This window comes from Cellulomonas sp. zg-ZUI22, from assembly GCF_017353535.1.
GTDB lineage: Bacteria > Actinomycetota > Actinomycetes > Actinomycetales > Cellulomonadaceae > Cellulomonas > Cellulomonas wangleii.
Genome location: NZ_JAFMUZ010000001.1, coordinates 1,269,051 through 1,288,031 on the forward strand (window position 1 = coordinate 1,269,051; position 18,981 = coordinate 1,288,031).

Sequence of the window (18,981 nt, forward strand, 5' to 3'; positions counted from 1 at the left end):
CCTGAGCCGCACGCCGCCGGTACGCCCGTCGACCCCGCCCCGGGGGGGAGGGGGCGGGGCCGACGGGGTGGGCGTGCGCGCGGCGCACGCCCGGTCAGGGGGTGGTCAGCGGCAGGTGACCGGGACGGTCCCGGTCGGGGCGGTGCCCGACCCGATGAACCCGTAGGTGACGGTCCGGCCGGCGCCCAGGGAGCCGTTCCACGCGGCGTTGGTGGCGGTCACCGTCGTGCCGGTCGTGCTGAACGTGGCGCTCCAGCCCTGCGCGACCCCCGCGCCGCCCGGCAGGGTGAACGTCGTCGTCCAGCCCTCGAGCGCCCGCGAGCCCGCCGTGACGTCGACGGTGCCCTGGAATCCGCCGGGCCACGCGTTGGCGACCGTGAGCCGCGCCGTGCAGGCGGTGCCCGTGCCGGGCGTCGGCGTGACGGTCGGCGTGACGGTCGGGGTGGGCGTCACCGTCGGGGTCACGGTCGGGGTGGGCGTCACCGTCGGGCTGGCCGTCGGCGTGGGCGTCGCGCCGGAGAAGAACGTCGCCGTCCGGGCCGTCTGCTCGATGCCGTTCACGCCGTCGAAGATCAGCGTGCCCCACGTGGTCTTCCGCGCCGGGTCGAAGGCGGTGACCATGTCGAGGTACTCGACGCCGCCACCGTTGCCGGACCACGACCAGCCGTAGTACCCGATGCCGCGCTCGACGGCCTCGCGCATGATCGTCGCCTCGTCGGGGTTGCCGTCGGAGTGGTCGTACCCGAACTCCCCGATGACCAGCGGCAGGCCCTTCGCCTCGAACGCGTCGAGGTACGAGGTGATGGTCGACGCCTGCGCGTACACGCCGTACATGTGCACGGAGAACAGGGTGTTGCCGTCGGGGTCGGCGGCGGCGACGGTCTGCGCCTGGTCGCGCATGATGCCCTTCCAGTCCTGCCCCCACATCGGCGCGTCGACGACGATGTTGTGGCGCAGGCCCGCGGCGCGCAGCTTCTTCACCGCGGCCGCCGTGTCGGCGGCCCAGCCGGCCGACACGGCGTCGTCGTTGCCGTACGGCTCGTTGCCGATGTTGACCTGGACGAAGTCCTCGGTGCCCTGGAGCACGGGCTTCAGGGACACCCAGTAGTCGGCGGCCGCGTCGAGGGTGACGGCGCCCGACTGCTCGCCGTAACCGGTGGTGTCGTGCACCTCCAGCATGCAGACCAGCTGGTTGGCGCGGCACTGCGCGATCACGTCGGCGACGTCGGCGGCGTCGTTCTGCGTCCACCGCCCGCCGTCGGACAGGACGACCCGCAGCGCGTTGGCGCCCGCGGCGCGGATCGCCGGGATCGCCCGGTCGGTCTCGTGGGGGTACCAGGTGTGGGCGTGGCTGACGCCGCGGGCGACGAACGGCGTGCCGTCCTGCTCGACCAGCTGCGTGCCCGAGATGTGCAGGCCGACGGGGTCGGCCGCGGTGGCGGTGGTGGCCGCGACGGTCAGCCCGCCGAGTGCCAGGAGCGCGGTGCCGCAGGCAGCGGCTGCGCGCAGGGAGGTGCTCTTCATCGACGTCCTCGTTCCGCGAAGGTGTCCGGGGCGCGCTGTTCGTCGCCGGTGGTGGTGCGGCGGCGGGCGCGGCCGTCAGACAACCAGCAGCCCTGGGGCCACTCCATCGGTGAAGCGTTTCGCCGCGGCATCGCGCGGAACCGCTTCAACGACGCCCGTCGTGCGCCCGTGACCCGGCACGAGAACGGCCCCGGGGCAGTGCCCCGGGGCCGTCCTCACACGATGCGGGCGTGGGTCAGTCCGCGGCCGCGGCGGCCGGCTTCGCGAGTCCCTGGGCGATGAGGTCCATGACCGAGGAGTCCGCGAGGGTGGTCGCGTCACCGACCTGCCGGTGCTCGGCGACGTCCCGCAGCAGGCGCCGCATGATCTTGCCGGAGCGGGTCTTCGGCAGCTCGGCGACCACGAGGATCTGGCGCGGCTTGGCGATCGGGCCGATCTCCTTGGCCACGTGGGTGCGCAGCGTCTCCTGCACGGCCGCGGCCTCGGCGTCGGCAGCCTCCGTGGCGTCGCCGCGCAGGATGACGAACGCGACGACCGCCTGGCCCGTCGTCTCGTCCGTCGCCCCCACCACGGCGGCCTCCGCCACCCACGGGTGCGACACGAGCGCCGACTCGATCTCCGTGGTCGACAGCCGGTGGCCGGACACGTTCATCACGTCGTCCACGCGGCCCAGCAGCCAGATGTCCCCGTCGGCGTCCTTCTTGGCGCCGTCGCCGGCGAAGTAGAGGTCGGTGAAGCGCGACCAGTACGTGTCCTTGTACCGCTCGGGGTCGCCCCAGATCCCGCGGAGCATCGCGGGCCACGGCTCGGTGACGACGAGGTACCCGCCACCCCCGTTCGGCACAGGCTTCGCGTCGTCGTCCACGACGTCCGCCGCGATGCCCGGCAGCGGCACCTGCGCGGACCCCGGCTTGGTCCCGGTGACGCCGGGCAGGGGGCTGATCATGATCGCGCCCGTCTCCGTCTGCCACCACGTGTCGACGATCGGTGTGCGGTCGCCGCCGATGACCCGGCGGTACCACATCCACGCCTCGGGGTTGATGGGCTCACCGACCGACCCGAGCACGCGCAGGGAGGACAGGTCGAACTCCCCGGGGATCTCCTCGCCCCACTTCATGCAGGTGCGGATGGCGGTGGGGGCGGTGTAGAGGATCGTCACGCCGTACTTCTGGACGATCTCCCACCAGCGGCCGCGGTGCGGCGTGTCCGGCGTGCCCTCGTAGATGACCTGCGTGGCGCCGTTGAGCAGCGGCCCGTACACGACGTACGTGTGCCCCGTGATCCAGCCGACGTCCGCCGTGCACCAGTACACGTCGGTCTCCGGCTTCAGGTCGAAGACGTTGAGGTGCGTGTACGCCGCCTGCGTGAGGTAGCCGCCGGTCGTGTGGAAGATGCCCTTGGGCTTCCCGGTCGTGCCGGAGGTGTAGAGGATGAACAGCGGGTGCTCCGCCTCCACGTCCACGGGCGTGTGCTGCGAGGACGCCGCCTCGACCGCGTCGTGCCACCAGACGTCGCGGCCCTGCGTCCACTCCACGGGCTGGCCGGTGCGCCGCACCACGAGCACGTGCGCGACGGTGGGGGCGCCCTTGGCGAGCGCCTCGTCCACCGCGGGCTTCAGCGCGGACGGCTTGCCGCGGCGGAACCCGCCGTCGGACGTGACGACGAGCTTGGCCTCGGCGTCCAGGATCCGCGAGCTCAGCGCCTCGGCCGAGAACCCGCCGAACACCACGGAGTGGGGGGCACCGATGCGGGCGCACGCGAGCATCGTCACGACCGCCTCGGGGATCAGCGGCAGGTAGATCGCGACCCGGTCGCCCGTGCCCACGCCCAGGGCCGTGATCGCGTTGGCCGCCTTGGAGACCTCGCGCTGCAGGTCCGCGTACGTCAGCGTCCGGGTGTCGCCGCCCTCGCCCTCGAAGTGCAGGGCGACACGGTCGCCGCGCCCCTCCTCGACGTGCCGGTCCACCGCGTTGTACGCGGCGTTCAGCCGACCGTCGGCGAACCAGCGGGCGAACGGGGCGTCGGACCAGTCGAGCGTCTGCGTGAACGGCGTCGACCAGGTGAGCAGCTCGCGCGCCTGGTCCGCCCAGAAGCCGGGCCGGTCCGCGTTGGCCCACGCGTACACGTCGGCGGTCGCGTTGGCCTGGGCGGCGAACTCGGCCGAGGGCGGGAAGCGACGCTCCTCGGACAGCAGGTTCTCCAGCCCCGCGGAGGGCTCCGCAGTCGGCGGCGGGGGGTTCGTCGGGGGGGCAGACGGTTCGGTCACGGTGTCTCCTACGCAGCGGCTTCGGTGCGATGGTGGGTCTGACCAGTGCGGTCCTCGTCCCCGGACCTTAGTCCCGGGAGCCGTCCGCGCGCACCGCCTCGCGGCGCCGACCGTGACCTCAGGCCGCCCGGTTGCGCTCGCGGAAGGCGCCGAGCCGCACCCCGTGGCGTCGGGCGAGCGCGACCGTGACGCCGCCGGTCAGCAGCAGCACACCGGCCGCGATCGACGTCCCCGACGTGCCGGCGACGGTCACCTGCGACGCGGTGAGGTGCCACGCGTCGGACCCCACGACCTCGAGCGTGGTGGAGCGGGCGATGCCCGGCGCGTACAGCTGCACCCCGCCGACGACGCCCAGCACGAGGCCCGCCGTCACGGGGACGGCCGCGGTCCACAGGCCCAGCAGCAGCAGCGCCGCGAGGAGCACGGCGCCCGCACTGACCAGCACGATGCCCAGCAGCTCGAGCGAGGCGTCCCAACCGTCGGCCTGGACGCGCAGGATGCGGCTCTGGCCCAGCAGCAGCAGACCGAGCGCGGCGGGTGCCAGCAGGAGGCCGACCAGCACGCCGAGCACGTGCGTGCCCGTGCGGGGTGTGCGCGGGGCGTTCGGGTCGGGGAAGAGCTCGTCGTCCGCGGTCGAGCGGTCCGTGCGCGTCCGGGCGCCGCGCTCGGCGTGGTCGGTGCCGTCGGGGTCGGGTGCGGTCCGGGCCTCCGGTGCCTCACCGGCGGGGGAGGCGGCCGGCGCGGGCCGTCCGGCGGTGGGCGTCGGGGCGCGCACGGGGTCCGGGGCGTCGGCGTCGGGCGGCGTGGGGGCGGGCCGCTGCACCGCGTGGCGGCCGGTGTCCGTCTCGCTCGCGTCGGCGGGGGTCGCACCCGGCGTGCCGCCCGTGGTCGGGCGGTCGCCCGGGCGCTCGGGGTCCGTGGTGCTCACGCGTGCTCCTCGGGTCGGGGTGGCGCGTCGTGCGACGCCCTGCGAGGCCACGCTATTGCGCGCGTGCGCCGCTCGCCGGTCGGCGCGCGGCGCACGGCCCGCGGCGGCGCGTCAGCCGCGGCCGACGGGCTGCGGCGGTGCCGGGGCGACCGCGTCGTGGGCCGAGGCGTCCGCGTCCGCCGCCCGGACGGGGGTGCGGCCGTCGTCCGCGGGGGAGGCGTGCGGTGCGGGGGCGGTCGCGACGGGCGCCTGGACGTCGCCCGGCAGCGCGGGCACGCGCGCGCCGTACGCGTAGGCCGCACCCACCAGCAGCGCACCGCCGATGGTGTTGCCGACACCCACCGCCACGAGGTTGCGGGCGAACTCGGCGACCGTCGCCTCGGGCAGCCCGGCGTACAGGCCCAGCGAGAACGTCGTCATGTTGGCGACGACGTGCTCGAAGCCGGAGGTGATGAAGACCAGCACGCAGGCGAAGACGGCGACGATCCGGGCGCTCTCGCTCGTGAGCCGGGCCCAGCACCACACGGCCAGGCAGACGAGCAGGTTGCACAGCACACCGCGCACGACGAGCTGTGCCGTCGTCGCCTCCGCCTTGTGGGCGATCATCCCGGCGATCGCCTCCCCGCCGGCGGTCCCGGGCGCCAGCACCCCCGACGCGTGCAGGAGCCCGGCGAAGGCCATCGCGCCGAGCAGGTTGCCGCCCAGGCAGGCGAGCAGCGTCAGGCCGGCCCGGCCCCACGTGATGCGGCGTGTCATCGCACCCTGGGTGAGGATCATCATGGCGCTGGTGGCGAGCTCGCCGCCGGCCACCAGCACGATGGTCAGCGCGATGCCGAACACGGCGCCGTTGACGAGCGGCGCCCACGGCGAGCCGGCGACGGTCAGGGGACCGCCGGCGGTGACCATGATGAGGACGCCGATGCCGATGTAGGCACCGGCCAGCATCGTCCGGACCAGGAACAGACCCGGTGACCGGGTCAGGTCGACCTTGTGCGTGGCGGCGTCGGCGTGCGCGGCGACGGCTTCGGTGATCGTGAGCACGGCACCATCGTCCCCCCCGGTCAGAGGCCCTGGGTGGGACGAAAGCACCCGTCCGGAACACGCGCTCGGCGTCGATCCGGTAACGACCGCAGAGGTCACTTGACCAGCGGCCACGGGGGCGCATAGCGTCCGGCACATCGGCAGATGTATCGTTAATACTCTACTTCTGGCGATACATCCGATGTACCCCGGCGACGACGCCGACGGGGCGTCGGGCCGGTGGCGTGACGCGGCGGACCGCACGCGTCAGCGGTGTCGTTTTTCCCTGCTCCAACGCCCGGGTCGTCGCCTGGGACCGGATCTCGAAGAGGAGAGCCCTGATGGCACGTGCGGGACATATGGCAGGACGGCGGACGCGATCGGCGCGTGCGGCCGGTGCGCTGACGCTGGTGGGTGCGCTCGCGCTCGCCGCCTGCGGCAGCGGGGACGGCGGGGAGGCCACCGCCGACGGTGAGGCCAAGGACCTCGAGTGCTCGACCGAGGCGGTCGCGGACAAGCCGTGGAAGGCCGCGGAGCCGCGCGAGTTCTCGCTGCTCTGGACCGACTGGGCCGACTTCCCGATCACGGACAGCTGGGAGTTCTTCGACGAGATCGAGGAGCGGACGAACGTCAAGCTCAACCTGACGAACATCCCGTTCAGCGACGCGACCGAGAAGCGCAGCCTCCTGATCAGCGCCGGTGACGCGCCCCAGATCATCCCGCTCGTGTACACGGGTGAGGAGCGCCAGTTCGCGGCCTCCGGCGCCGTGGTGCCGCTGAGCGACTACGCCGACTACATGCCCAACTTCCAGAAGTACGTGGACGAGTGGGACCTGCGCGACATGGTCGACGACCTCCGGCAGGAGGACGGCAAGTACTACATGACGCCGGGTCTCCAGGAGGTCTCCGTCCCGACCTTCACGCTGATCATCCGCAAGGACGTCTTCGACGAGGTCGGCGCCCCGGCGCCCGAGACCTGGGAGGACCTCCAGAAGGGCATGGAGCTCATCAAGGCCAAGTACCCGGACAGCACGCCGCTGGCCGACGGCTTCGAGGGCCAGTCGATGATCAACTACGCGGCCCACGCCTTCGGCACGGTCGGTGGCTGGGGCTTCGGCGACGGCGCCTGGTGGGACGAGGACAAGGGCGAGTTCGTGTACGCCGCCACGACCGACGGCTACAAGGACATGGTCACGTACTTCGCCGGGCTCAACGAGGCCGGGCTGCTCGACAGCGAGTCCTTCACGGCTGCCGACGACGGCGGCGGCACGGTGACCGAGAAGTTCGCGGAGGAGAAGGTCTTCGCGGCTTCGGGTGGCTCGTGGACCGTCCAGGAGTTCGCGACGGCGCTCGACGCCGCAGGTGTCACGGACTACGAGCTCGTCCAGATCGCGCCCCCGGCCGGTCCGGCCGGCGACTTCGTCGAGCCGCGCAACTTCTGGAACGGGTTCATGCTCACCAAGGACGCGGTGAACGACCCGAACTTCTGCGACCTGCTCGCGTTCACGGACTGGCTCTACTACAACCCGGAGGCGCGCGAGCTCATCCAGTGGGGTGTCGAGGGCGAGCACTACACCAAGGACGCCGAGGGCAAGTACACCCTCGAGCCCGACTTCAAGCTCACGAACCTCAACCTGAACCCGTCCGGCACGATCGACCTCAAGAAGGACCTCGGTTACGCCAACGACGTCTTCGCCGGGTCGACCGAGTCGCGCGCGCTCAAGGAGTCCTACAACGTCCCGGCGTTCGTCGAGTACATCGACTCGGTGCAGTCGACGCGCACGCCGCGGGACCCGTTCCCGCCGCACCCGCTCGACGAGGTCGAGCTCGAGCAGGCCTCGCTGCTGAGCACCCCGCTCAAGGACACGGTGGACACGGCGACCCTCGGGTTCATCCTCGGCCAGAAGGACCTCTCGGAGTGGGACGCCTACGTGTCCGGGCTCGAGGGCCAGGGCCTGTCGGGCTACATGGACCTGATCAACGGCGCTCGTGAGCGCGCCGAGAACAGCTGACCGACGCTCGACGAGGTGCGGCGGGCCGGTCCCTCACGGGGCCGGCCCGCCGTACCACCGAACCGCTCACGAAGGAGTGAGAGATGAGCGCTGCTCACGCGACGGGTGACGCACTCGCGACCACGGTCCCGGTGCCACCCTCGGGGACGACCTCCCCGTCGAGGGACGGTCAGGACCCCGGCAAGAAGGACGCACGGCCTCCCGTGCGGAAGATCGGGTGGCGGCACACCATGCGCCGCGACTGGGTGCTCTACGCGATGGCGCTGGTACCGGTGCTGTTCCTGCTGGTGTTCCGGTACGTGCCGATGTTCGGCAACATCATCGCCTTCCGGCGGTTCCGGGCGGGTGGCAGCATCTTCGGCGACGAATGGGTCGGGATGCGCTACGTCGAGCTGTTCCTCAACGACCCCAACTTCTGGAACGTCTTCGGCAACACGGTGATCCTCGGTGGGCTCACCCTGATCTTCTGCTTCCCCCTGCCGATCGTCCTCGCGCTCCTGCTCAACGAGGTGCGCAAGAAGGCGTTCAAGCGAGTCATCCAGTCGATCTCCTACCTGCCGCACTTCCTCTCTGTCGTCATCGTGGTCGGCATGCTCATGCAGCTCCTGTCGCTGCAGGGCACGGTCAACCAGATCATCGAGGCGATGGGCGGGGAGGCCATCCCGTTCCTGCAGCGTGCCGAGTGGTTCCGCACCGTGTACGTCACCTCCGAGGTCTGGCAGACCGTCGGCTGGGGCACGATCCTCTACCTCGCGGCCCTCACCACGGTCGACGCCTCGCTCTACGAGGCGGCCCGGATCGACGGCGCCAACCGGTGGCGCCAGACCTGGCACATCACGCTGCCGGGCATCCGCCCGACGATGATCACGCTGCTCATCCTCAACATCGGGCTGTTCCTCAACGTCGGGTTCGAGAAGGTCCTGCTCCTGTACAACCCGCTGACCTACGCCACGGGTGACGTCGTCTCGACGTACCTCTACCGCGTGGGTCTGGTTGCCAACAACTTCAGCTACGCGACGGCCATCGGACTGTTCCAGGCGATCATCGGCCTCGTGATGATCCTCACCGCGAACTTCGTGTCGCGCCGAGTGGTAGGAGCAAGCCTGTGGTGACCCAGAGCGCACTCACGTCGACGCCGTCGGCCGGCGGCGGTGTGTCCGTCGGGCCGCGCGACTCGAAGAGCTACAAGGCGTTCACGTGGTTCAACGGCACGTTCCTCGTGGTGCTGTGCGGGTTCATGCTGTACCCGTTCGTCACGGTGCTGGCGCAGTCGTTCAGCAGTGCCGGCGCGGTCAAGGCCGGCATGGTCAACGTCTGGCCCGTCGGCTTCAACCTGACCACCTACAAGGTGGTCATCGCGAACGACCTGTTCTGGTCGTCGTACAAGAACACCGTCGTCTACACGCTCGTCGGCACGACGATCGCCATGGTGCTGACGACGCTGCTCGCCTACGTGCTCGCGAGGCGGGCACTGCGCGGGCGGAACATCCTCATCGGCATCGCCGTGTTCACGATGTTCTTCAACGGCGGGCTCATCCCGAACTACGTGCTCATCCAGACCCTCGGGCTGAAGAACACGATGTGGGCGGTGGTGCTCCCGGGAGCGATCTCGGTGTTCAACCTCCTCGTCATGAAGTCGTTCTTCGAGAACATGCCCACGGAGCTCGAGGAGGCCGCGCAGATCGACGGGCTCGGCTGGTGGGGGATCTTCCGGCGGATCGTGCTGCCGCTGTCGAAGGCGGTCATCGCGACGATGATCCTCTTCTACTCGGTGGCGATCTGGAACGACTGGTTCGCGGCCTTCCTGTACCTCGACAAGCAGGAGCTGTTCCCGGTGACGCTGTACCTGCGCAACATGATTGCGGGTGCCTCGTCGACCGCCTCCCAGGGCGCGGCGGCCTCCGGGTCCAGCACGTCGGAGATCGCGGCGAACATCCAGGCGGTCACGATGATCCTCACGATCATCCCCGTGCTGTGCATCTACCCGTTCGTGCAGCGGTACTTCGTGTCCGGCATCATGCTCGGCTCCGTCAAGGGCTGACCGACGACGGCGGGCCCCGCTCCGGACGACCGGAGCGGGGCCCGTCCGCGTGCCCGGGGCGCGCGGGCCGCGGCTCCCGTCAGGTCGTGCGCAGGCGGACCGCGGCGATCTCACCGGTCTCGGGACGCGGGCCGGCGTGCCCCTGCTCCGCCTCTGCCGCCTGCCGCACCGCCGCCGCCACGGCCGAGGTCGCCTCGGCGTTGAAGACGCTGGGAACGATGTACGTGGGGTTGAGCTCGTCCGGGTGGACGACCGACGCCAGCGCGTACGCCGCGGCGAGCAGCATCGACTCCGTGACGGTGCGGGACTGCGCGTCGAGCAGGCCGCGGAAGACGCCGGGGAACGCCAGCACGTTGTTGATCTGGTTGGCGAAGTCGGAGCGGCCCGTGCCGACGACGGCCGCGTGGCGTGCCGCGTCGTCGGGGTCCACCTCGGGGCGGGGGTTGGCCAGCGCGAACACGATGGCGTCGCGGGCCATGCGAGCCACGTCGTCCCCGGTGATGACGTCGGGCGCCGACAGGCCGATGAAGACGTCGGCGCCGACGACCGCGTCACGCAGCGCGCCGGTCAGGCCCCGGTGGTTGGTGGCCTCCGCGGTCCAGCGCAGCGACGGGCTCAGCCCGGGGCGGGCGTGATGCACGACCCCGTCGACGTCGGCGACGACGACGTCGCGCACCCCGGCGGCCAGCAGCAGCCGCAGGACGGCCGTGCCCGCCGCGCCCGCGCCGGACATGACCACGCGGACCTCACCGATCCGCTTGCCGACCACCTGCAGCGCGTTGTGCAGCGCGGCGACGACGACGATGGCCGTGCCGTGCTGGTCGTCGTGGAAGACCGGGATGTCCAGGCGCTCACGCAGGCGGCGCTCGATCTCGAAGCACCGCGGTGCGGAGATGTCCTCGAGGTTGATGCCGGCGAAGGCGGGCGCGATCGCCACCACCGTCTCCACGATGCGGTCCACGTCGGTCGTGTCGAGGCAGATCGGGAACGCGTCGATGCCGGCGAACCGCTTGAACAGCACGGCCTTGCCCTCCATCACGGGCAGCGCCGCCAGCGGGCCGATGTCGCCGAGGCCGAGCACGGCGGTGCCGTCGGTGACCACCGCGATGGTGTTGCGCTTGATGGTCAGGCGCCGGGCGTCCTCGGGGTGGTCCGCGATCGCGCGGCACACGCGCGCGACGCCGGGCGTGTACGCCATCGACAGGTCGTCGCGGTTGCGCAGCGGCACCTTGGACTCGATCGACAGCTTGCCGCCCAGGTGCATGAGGAACGTGCGGTCGGACACCCGCTGCACCACCACGCCCTCGAGCTCGTCGAGAGCCTGGACGACGTCCGCGGCGTGGTCGGCGTCGCGGGTGGCGCACGTGACGTCGACGGTCATCGTCTCGTGGAAGGACGCCGTGACGTCCAGCGCGGTGACGATCCCCCCGGAGCGCTCGATCGCGGTGGTGAGGTCGGAGACCGCCGTCGGGCGGGCGCGGACCTCCAGACGGGCGGTGATGGACGACGAGACGGAGGGCGCGAGGACCATGCGGACATTGTGGACGTGCAGGTGCCCGCAGCGCCTCCGGCCACGCCGGACCGTGCCGGGTCGCCACGCCGCTAGCATCGTCGCGTGCCGACCCCGCCGTTCGTCCTGGCCCTGCGTGAACGCGTCGGGCACCAGCTGCTCTGGCTGCCCGGGGCCACCGCCGTGGTGCTGCGGGAGGACGGCCCCCGCCCCCGCCTCCTGCTGGTGCGGCGCGCCGACACCGGTGAGTGGACGCCCGTGACGGGCATCGTCGACCCGGGTGAGGAGCCCGCGGCCGCGGCCGTGCGCGAGGTGCTCGAGGAGGCCGACGTCGTGGCCACGGCGCAGCGGCTCGCGCAGGTCAGCGTCGTGGGGCCGGTGGTGTACGAGAACGGTGACCGGTCGCAGTACCTCGACCTGACGTTCCGCTGCCGCTGGGTGTCGGGCGAGCCGTTCCCCGCGGACGGTGAGAACACGGACGCGCGCTGGTTCGACCTGGACGACCTGCCGCCCATGGCGCCGGACATGGTCTCGCGTGTGGCGGCGGCGCTGCCGGCGCGGGGCGAGGCCGAGTTCACGGCGTGAGCCGTCCGGGGGGCGACCCGCTCGCGGGCCTGGTCGACCTGCCCGGCGTGACCGACGCCGTGGCCGCGGCGCGCGCGGCGTGCGAGGAGCTGCGCTGGCACGAGGCCTTCCGGCGGCGGTGGCGCGAGGTGCGGGCCGAGGCCGGTCTGCGTGCCGCGGCGGCGTCGGCGGCGCTGGACGGTGCGCCGGTCGGCGTGGAGGCCGTGCGGGCGTGGGCCACCGGGACGGCGGCGCCGACGGGCGGCGCGGAGGCTGTCGCCGCGGGTGCGTTGCGGGCGCAGGGTGTCGTGGAGTCGCAGCTGCCCGCGCTGGGGGCCCGCGGCGGTGCCCCGGGCGCGCCCCTGCCGCAGCTGCTCGCGCGGCTGCACGCCGCCGCGGCGGCGGACCTGCTGCCGGCGGACCTGGTGGGCAGGCCGCGCACCGGACCCCCGGGCGACCTGCGCGGTCTGGGCACGGCGCCGTCGGCGGACCAGGCGGTGGCCCGGACCGCCGCCGTGCTCGCCGACGCCGGTGCCACCCGGGCGCCCGCGCTCGTGGTGGTGGCGGTCGTGCACGGCGAGCTGCTGGCCGTCCGGCCGTTCGCCGCGGCCAACGGCGTGGTCGCTCGCGCGGCGGCGCGACTGCTGGCCGTGCGCACGGGCCTGGACCCCACGGGGACGGTGCTGCCGGAGGTGGTGTGGCAGGAGGCGCCGCCGGTGTACCTCGCAGGTGCGGCGCGCTACGCGGCGGGCGACCCCGATGCGGTCGCGGCCTGGGTCGTGGCGTACGCCGGGGCCGTGGTGCGGGGCGCGCAGGTCGCGCGGGGCGTCGCGGACGAGGTGCTGGCGGGGCGCCGGGCGGCGGGTCCGTCGGGCCCCTGAGCGACGTCGGGGGCGGCGGGTCCGTCGCCGTGAGCGAGGACCGCGGGAGTGATCATGCGTGCAACCTCTCGGTCGCTCCGGGACCAGCCCGGTCGACCCGCCCTAGGGGGGCGTTCCTGCGCGTGGGTGCTCCCGCGGCCCTGCAGGTGGTGTCCTATACCCGCGCACGGAGCCGCTGCAACTCCCACGGGTGTCCTCGCAGGTCATCGGTGCTTCCGGGTCGCATGGTGAGAACGGCGGACCGTCACGCGGGACGCCGTCGTCGGCGCCACCACCACACCGTGACGGCGGCCGCCGCGAGCACCGTGAGGACGGCGCCGGTGGTCACGCGCACCTGCGTGTCGAGCCGGCGCAGCGGCACGGGGCGGCGGAAGGCGAGCACCTCCCAGCCGCGCTCCTCGGCGATCCGGCGCAGCGCGCGGTCGGGGTTGACGACGTGCGCCCGCCCGACGGCCGCGAGCATGGGGACGTCCGTCACCGAGTCCGAGTACGCGAAGCTCGTGGTCAGGTCGTAGCCCCGGGTCGCCGCCAGCTCCCGGATCGCGACGGCCTTGTTCTCGCCGTAGGCGTAGAAGTCGATCTCCCCGGTGTACCGGCCGTCGGCCACGGCCATGCGCGTCGCGACGACGGCGTCCGCACCGAGCATCTCGGCGATCGGCTCGACGACCTCGGCGCCGGATGCCGACACGACGACGACGTCGCGCCCGGCGGCCCGGTGGGCGTTGATGAGCTCGACCGCCTCCGCGTACACCGTGGGGTCGATGGACTCGTGCAGGGTCTGGCGCACCACCGCCGACACGAGGTCCACGTCCCAGCCCACCACGGTGCGCGACAGCTGCGCCCGCAGGCGCTCCGTCGCGGCCTCGTCGGCACCGCCCAGCAGGTACGCGAGCTGCGCGTACGCCGACGCGACGACCGAGCGGCGCGTCAGCAGACCCTCGGCGAGGAAGCCGCGGGAGAAGGCCGTCGCCGACGACGTCGCGATGATCGTCTTGTCGAGGTCGAAGAAGGCGGCCGGCCGTGCGTGCTGCGCGCGCGGCTGCCCGCTGCGTGGCGGCGCGCCGCGCGACGGGTCGGCGGGCTGCTGGTCGGCCATGACGCTCCGCGGCTCGGGGACGAGGACCCTGACCTGCGCGAGCGTAGCGGGAGGGACCGACAGGCGCCGGTCGCGCGCTCAGTCGGGGGTGTCGCGGTCCGTCCCGCCGGGCAGGCCCGTGCAGTCGACCGCCACCGGCGGATGGGTGCGCAGGTAGTCGCGGGCACCGGTGTCGCCGTCGAGCGCCTGGCGCAGGGCCGCCCAGTGGTCCCGACCGAGGAGCACCGGGTGCCCGGGTGCGCCCGCGAAGGTGGCGCGACGCAGGTCGCCCGGACCGACGGGTCCGGCGGCCACCCGGGACACGGCGCGCGCGTCGAGGTCCGGCAGGTCGACCAGGGTGACGACGACCGCCGTGGCGGGGGAGTCGTCCAGGCCGGCCAGCCCCGCGGCGAGCGACGCCCCCATGCCGCGCGCCCAGTCGTCGGCGACGACGGCGTCGGTGCCCGTCGGCACGAGCGCGCGGGCCTCGTCGGCGGCCGCCCCGAGCACGACGCGCACGCCCGCGCACCCGCCACCGCGCAGCGCGTCCGCGGCCCGGTGCAGCCACGGCACGCCGTCGGTGGCGCACAGCGCCTTGGGCCGGCCCATGCGGGTGCCGGCCCCGGCGGCCAGGACGAGCCCGAGCAGGTGCTCAGGCACGCCCCGCCGCCGGTCCGAACCGCGACAGGACCCACTGCTCCAGCAGCTGGGCGAGCGTGTAGAGCACCAGCGACGCGACGGTCACGACGACCACCAGCGCCCACACCTTGGTGTTCTGCGCCCGGCCGACCGCCGACACGACGCCGTAGCCGATGCCCCCGCCCGTGGCCAGCCACTCGGCGATCAGGGCACCGGTGATCGCCCCGGGCACGGAGATCCGCACGGCCGCGAACACGGCCGGCAGTGCCGCGGGCAGCTGCACGAGCCGCAGCACCGTGCGCGGGCCACCGCCCAGCACCGTCACGACGTCACGCATCTGCGGCGACGCCGAGCGCAGCCCCAGCACGATCGTCACGAGCGCCGGGAAGAGCACGACGATGCCGCTCATGACCGCGACCGACGCCACGCCCCGCCCGACGAGCAGGACGATCACCGGCGCCAGCGCGATCAGCGGCACCGACCGGAAGAGCATCGCGACGGGCATGATCGCGCCCTCCGCCGTGCGCGAGAGCACCATGGCGGCGGCCAGCAGGAGCGCGGCGGTCATGCCGGTGACGAAGCCGATCGACGCGTCGGTGAGCGTGCGCCCCAGGAGCGCCAGCACCTCGGTGCGGCTCTCGAGCGCGTCGGGGTCGCTCACCAGGTACTCCCACACCTCCGCAGGCCCCTTGCCGACGTACGGCGACACGTTGAGCACCGTCAGCAGCGCCACCCACGCGACCAGCACGACGACGGTGGTCGCGGTCGCGTCGAGCAGCACGCGGCCCGCGCGGCGCCACGCCGGGTGGGCACCGGCCCGCACCGGCTGCTCGGGCGCCACGGGCGCGGTGACCGGGGCGCTCACGACGCACCCCCGTCGCGTCCCCCGGCCCAGGGCGTGACGAGGCGAGCGAGCAGCGCGAACAGGCCGTAGCCCGCCCCGGCAACCAGGCCGCACACCAGGGCGATGCCCCAGGCGCGCTCGGCGTTCAGCGACTGACCGGCGTTGACGAGCGCCGGTCCGACGCCGCGGTCCACACCGCCGATGTACTCGCCGAGGATCGCGCCGAGCAGTGCCGCGGGGGCGGCGATCTGCAGGGCGCCGATGATGCCGGGCAGCGCCGCGACCAGACGCACGCGGACCAGCTGCTGCCAGCGCCCACCGCCGAAGACGGTGACGACGTCGAGGCTCGCGGGGTCCGCGGACCGGAAGCCGAGCACGGCGCCCACGACGGTGGTGAAGAAGACCGACAGCGCGGCGAGCACGACGGCGGTGCCGGACGGCTCACCGGACGGTGGCGGGCCGATGACGATGTAGAGGATCGGGGTGATCGCGACGAGCGGCAGGCAGTAGCTGATGACCGCGACCTGCATGATCAGCCGCTCGAGCGCGGGCACGAGGAGCACCAGCGACGCGAGGAAGAGGGCCAGGCCGTTGCCGACCGCGAAGCCCCGCACGGCCTCCTGGAGCGTGACGGACAGGTGCGTCACGTAGAAGCCCACGCCGTCCGCCGCGAAGCCCTGCAGCACGCCCACCGGCGTGGGCAGGGTGCTGTCGGCGAGCACGGTGACGGCGGCGAGCCACCAGACTGCGACGATGCCGAGGACGCCGGCCGCGCCGGGGGCGGCCCGGCGGCCGAGGCCCGCGAGCCGCCGCGCACCGGTGCCGGCGGCGGGTGCGCCACCCGGGACGGTGCCGGTCGTCGTGCCGCCCCCCGCGTCACCGGGTGCGACGTCCGCGGCGGCGCTCACGCCGCGCCCTCCGGCGCCGCGGCACCGCCGAACAGCAGCTCGGACGCGTGGTCGTGCAGGGCGTGGAACTCCGGCGTCCGCATCATCTCCGGCGTGCGCGGTCGGGGCAGGTCGACCTGCAGGACCTCCTTGACCCGGCCAGGTCGCGGGCTCATGACCGCGACCTGGTCGGACAGGAAGATCGCCTCGCCGATGCCGTGGGTGACCATGAGCGTGGTCGCAGGCTTCTCGGTCCAGATGCGCAGCAGCTCGAGGTTGAGGCGCTGGCGGGTCATGTCGTCCAGCGCCCCGAACGGTTCGTCGAGCAGCAGCACCGAGGGCTGCACCACCAGCGCCCGGGCGATGGACACGCGCTGGCGCATGCCCCCCGAGAGCTGCGCGGGCTTGGCCTTCTCGAAGCCCTCGAGGCCCACCAGCCGCACGAGATCGGCGACCAGGGCGTCGTCCACGGGGGTGCCGGCGACCTCGAACGGCAGCCGGATGTTGGCCACCACGCTGCGCCACGGCAGCAGCGCGGAGTCCTGGAACGCGATGCCGAGCGCGTGCTCCGCGCGCAGCTCCACCGGGGTGCGCCCCTCGACGAGCGCGGAGCCCGTCGTGGGCTCCTCCAGCCCGGCCAGGATCCGCAGGATCGTCGACTTGCCGCAGCCCGACGGCCCGAGCAGCGACAGGAAGCTGCCCTTGTCGGTGAACAGGGTCGTGTCCTGCAGCGCGGTGACGTGGCGACGGCCGGACGTGAACGTCTTGCCCAGGCCGTCGAGGCGCACACCGGTGCCCAGCGAACCCGCGGGGGTCCGCCGGGCACCGGCGTCGTGCTGCACATCCGTCACGGACGCCTCACTTCGCGAGGTCGGGCTGCTCCTCGAGCAGCTCCGTCAGCAGGGACAGGTCGAACAGGTCCTCGGCCTCCAGCTCGATGCCGGCCGCGGCGAGCGTCGTGAGGTTCTGCGCGATCAGGTCGTCGGAGATGGTGAAGAGCCCGTTCTTCTTCGTCTCGTCGGTGACGATGAGGTCGATCTGGATCGTCGCCTGCGCGATCTCCTTCTCCAGGTCGAGCTCGAGGTCGGCGCCGTACTCCTCGACAGCCAGGCGCGCGCCCTCCTCCGGGTCGGCGACGGCGTCCTTCCAGCCCCGGATCTCGGCCTCGAGGAACGCCTTCACCTTCTCCGGCTCGTTCGCGATCATCTCGTCGGTCGTCACGACGGACTCGGCGACGAACGGCAGGCCGTTGTCCGCGAAGAGCAGGTTGGTCACCGGGTGGCCCTCGGACTCGACCGTGATCGACTCGTTGGTGACGTAGGCCAGGAAGCCGTCGACCTCCCCGTTGACGAGCGGGGACGGGTCGTACTCGACGGGGACCTTGGTGACCTCCGACGGGTCGATCTCGTTGATCGCGAGCAGGGCGTCGAACAGCGCCTCGTTCGGCCCGGCCTGGACGCCGATCCGCTTGCCCTTGAGGTCGTCCGGCGTCGCGATGTCGCCGCCGTCCTTCAGGGACAGGATCGTGAACGGGTTCTTCTGGAACGTCGTCCCGACGATCTTCAGCGGTGCGTCCTCCTCCGCGACGACCTGGCCCACCGACACGGCGTTGGACAGCCCGAAGTCCGCCCCGCCCGACAGCACGATCGACTCGGTCGCGCCCGGACCCGCGTTGAGCGTGACCGAGGAGAAGCCGGCGTCGGCGAAGTAGCCCTTGCTGTCGGCGAAGAACTCACCGGCGAACTCGGCGTTCTTGATCCAGGAGAGCTGGACCGTGATCGCGCCGAGGTCGGTGCTCTCGTCGTCGTCGGCCGGCTCGGCGTCGGCGCCCGAGGAGCAGGCGGCCAGCACGAGCGCGAGGGCGGCGCCGGCGGCGGCCAGGCGGGCACCGCGGGTGCGGCGGGGGCGCAGGGGGAGGGTCATCGGCACTCCATCGGGAACGGGCGCGAGGGGGTTCGCGCAGTGGCACCGTGCGATCGCTGCTCGCCGGCACGGCGGGGGACGAGCGGTGAAGCCGACGCCGTGGGACGGACGTCGTGAAGCAGAGGTCGTGAAGCAGACGTTGTGAAACAGACGTTGCGGGCCGTGACGCTACGGACGGGTCGTGTCGCGCCGGGTGCGGCCCTGTGTCCCGGGTGTAAACGTGCACCCGCCCGGGGTCACGGTTCGGTCTCGGGCTCTCGCCCCGGCCCGGCGCGCGGTACGCAGCGCTCAGTACGCCGTGCGTGCCGTGTGCGCCAGCCACGCGTCGAAGGGGTCGGTGGACCCGGGCACGCGCCGGGCGACGACCCGGGTGCGGTCCCAGGTCGCGCGGTCGCGGGCGAACAGCTCGTAGAACGCGGAGTCGTCGAACCCGCCCCGGGCGGCGTCCTGGCGGTCCGCGCTGAAGACGACGCGGTCGAGCCGGGCCCACAGGCACGCCGCCAGGCACAGGGGGCACGGCTCGCACGACGTGTAGAGCGTCATGCCGTCCAGCGCGAACGTCCCCGTGGCCCGGCACGCGGCCCTGATGGCCTGGACCTCGGCGTGCGCGGTGGGGTCCAGGTCCCGGGTCACCCGGTTCTGCCCGACGGCGACCTCGACGCCGTCGGCCACGACGACAGCACCGAACGGGCCACCGCCCTCGGAGACGTTCGCGGTGGCGAGCTCGACGGCGCGCGCCAGCCAGCGGGCGTCGGCGTCGGTCCGCGCGTCGACTCCCGGAGGAGAGGCGGCGTGGTGCGCGGTGCCGGCGACGGGGTCCACGACGATCGACATGGCAGGTCCTCTCGTTGTCCTGCGCCGATCGTC

Annotated in this window: 17 protein-coding genes; 5 read left to right on the forward strand and 12 right to left on the reverse strand. The window is 73.0% G+C overall.

What is annotated here, in order from left to right; all coding sequences use genetic code 11:
• Positions 1-105: 105 nt before the first annotated feature.
• The 4 genes from J1G43_RS05780 to J1G43_RS05795 form a co-directional block, all read right to left on the reverse strand.
• Positions 106-1,524 carry a cellulase family glycosylhydrolase gene (locus tag J1G43_RS05780; protein WP_207339188.1) on the reverse strand — a complete coding sequence of 473 codons (1,419 nt, stop codon included), beginning with the start codon at positions 1,522-1,524 and terminating at the stop codon, positions 106-108.
• A 235-nt stretch (positions 1,525-1,759) separates the two neighbouring features.
• Entirely contained in the window at positions 1,760-3,790 is a 2,031-nt protein-coding gene (gene acs, locus J1G43_RS05785) for an acetate--CoA ligase (RefSeq protein WP_372437900.1), read from the reverse strand.
• Between the two features lie 118 nt (positions 3,791-3,908).
• Positions 3,909-4,718, reverse strand: coding sequence for a hypothetical protein (locus J1G43_RS05790; protein WP_207370200.1), 810 nt, complete (start codon positions 4,716-4,718; stop codon positions 3,909-3,911).
• Positions 4,719-4,829: 111 nt separating this feature from the next.
• Entirely contained in the window at positions 4,830-5,759 is a 930-nt protein-coding gene (locus J1G43_RS05795) for a formate/nitrite transporter family protein (protein WP_207339186.1), read from the reverse strand.
• 338 nt (positions 5,760-6,097) lie between these two features.
• Here J1G43_RS05795 and J1G43_RS05800 point away from each other — a divergent pair, with 338 nt between their 5' ends.
• The 3 genes from J1G43_RS05800 to J1G43_RS05810 all read left to right on the forward strand — a co-directional run bounded on the left by J1G43_RS05800 (position 6,098) and on the right by J1G43_RS05810 (position 9,791).
• Positions 6,098-7,750, forward strand: a complete 1,653-nt coding sequence (locus tag J1G43_RS05800) for an extracellular solute-binding protein (protein WP_242635215.1) — start codon at positions 6,098-6,100, stop codon at positions 7,748-7,750.
• 83 nt (positions 7,751-7,833) lie between these two features.
• On the forward strand, positions 7,834-8,862 hold the full coding sequence (locus J1G43_RS05805; protein WP_207339184.1) for a sugar ABC transporter permease: 1,029 nt from the start codon (positions 7,834-7,836) through the stop codon (positions 8,860-8,862).
• Positions 8,859-9,791, forward strand: coding sequence for a carbohydrate ABC transporter permease (locus J1G43_RS05810; protein WP_207339183.1), 933 nt, complete (start codon positions 8,859-8,861; stop codon positions 9,789-9,791). The genes J1G43_RS05805 and J1G43_RS05810 overlap by 4 nt, the downstream gene beginning before the upstream one ends.
• A gap of 79 nt (positions 9,792-9,870) precedes the next feature.
• Here J1G43_RS05810 and J1G43_RS05815 read toward each other — a convergent pair whose 3' ends face one another.
• The gene (locus tag J1G43_RS05815) at positions 9,871-11,322 is read right to left on the reverse strand and encodes an NAD-dependent malic enzyme (protein WP_207378133.1); all 1,452 of its coding nucleotides are present in this window, start codon (positions 11,320-11,322) and stop codon (positions 9,871-9,873) included.
• Positions 11,323-11,406: 84 nt separating this feature from the next.
• On the opposite strand from J1G43_RS05815, the gene J1G43_RS05820 reads away from it, so the two are divergent.
• Positions 11,407-11,886, forward strand: coding sequence for an NUDIX domain-containing protein (locus J1G43_RS05820; protein ID WP_207339181.1), 480 nt, complete (start codon positions 11,407-11,409; stop codon positions 11,884-11,886).
• Positions 11,883-12,746, forward strand: coding sequence for a Fic family protein (locus J1G43_RS05825; protein WP_207378134.1), 864 nt, complete (start codon positions 11,883-11,885; stop codon positions 12,744-12,746). Before J1G43_RS05820 ends, J1G43_RS05825 begins: the two co-directional genes overlap by 4 nt.
• A gap of 244 nt (positions 12,747-12,990) precedes the next feature.
• On the opposite strand, the gene J1G43_RS05830 is transcribed toward J1G43_RS05825, so the two are convergent.
• The 7 genes from J1G43_RS05830 to J1G43_RS05860 all read right to left on the reverse strand — a co-directional run bounded on the left by J1G43_RS05830 (position 12,991) and on the right by J1G43_RS05860 (position 18,948).
• Positions 12,991-13,842, reverse strand: a complete 852-nt coding sequence (locus J1G43_RS05830) for an HAD family phosphatase (RefSeq protein WP_207339179.1) — start codon at positions 13,840-13,842, stop codon at positions 12,991-12,993.
• Positions 13,843-13,920: 78 nt separating this feature from the next.
• Positions 13,921-14,481 (reverse strand): NTP transferase domain-containing protein, encoded by a 561-nt coding sequence (locus J1G43_RS05835; RefSeq protein ID WP_207378135.1) that lies wholly within the window; start codon positions 14,479-14,481, stop codon positions 13,921-13,923.
• Positions 14,474-15,325: an ABC transporter permease gene (locus J1G43_RS05840; RefSeq protein ID WP_249670604.1), complete on the reverse strand. Its 852-nt coding sequence runs from the start codon at positions 15,323-15,325 to the stop codon at positions 14,474-14,476. Before J1G43_RS05840 ends, J1G43_RS05835 begins: the two co-directional genes overlap by 8 nt.
• The gene (locus tag J1G43_RS19580) at positions 15,322-16,212 is read right to left on the reverse strand and encodes an ABC transporter permease (RefSeq protein ID WP_207339177.1); all 891 of its coding nucleotides are present in this window, start codon (positions 16,210-16,212) and stop codon (positions 15,322-15,324) included. The genes J1G43_RS05840 and J1G43_RS19580 overlap by 4 nt, the downstream gene beginning before the upstream one ends.
• Positions 16,209-17,042, reverse strand: a complete 834-nt coding sequence (locus J1G43_RS05850) for an ABC transporter ATP-binding protein (RefSeq protein ID WP_207339176.1) — start codon at positions 17,040-17,042, stop codon at positions 16,209-16,211. The genes J1G43_RS19580 and J1G43_RS05850 overlap by 4 nt, the downstream gene beginning before the upstream one ends.
• 7 nt (positions 17,043-17,049) lie before the next feature.
• On the reverse strand, positions 17,050-18,114 hold the full coding sequence (locus J1G43_RS05855; RefSeq protein WP_207339175.1) for an ABC transporter substrate-binding protein: 1,065 nt from the start codon (positions 18,112-18,114) through the stop codon (positions 17,050-17,052).
• Positions 18,115-18,402: 288 nt separating this feature from the next.
• Positions 18,403-18,948: a nucleoside deaminase gene (locus J1G43_RS05860; protein ID WP_207339174.1), complete on the reverse strand. Its 546-nt coding sequence runs from the start codon at positions 18,946-18,948 to the stop codon at positions 18,403-18,405.
• Positions 18,949-18,981: the final 33 nt, after the last annotated feature.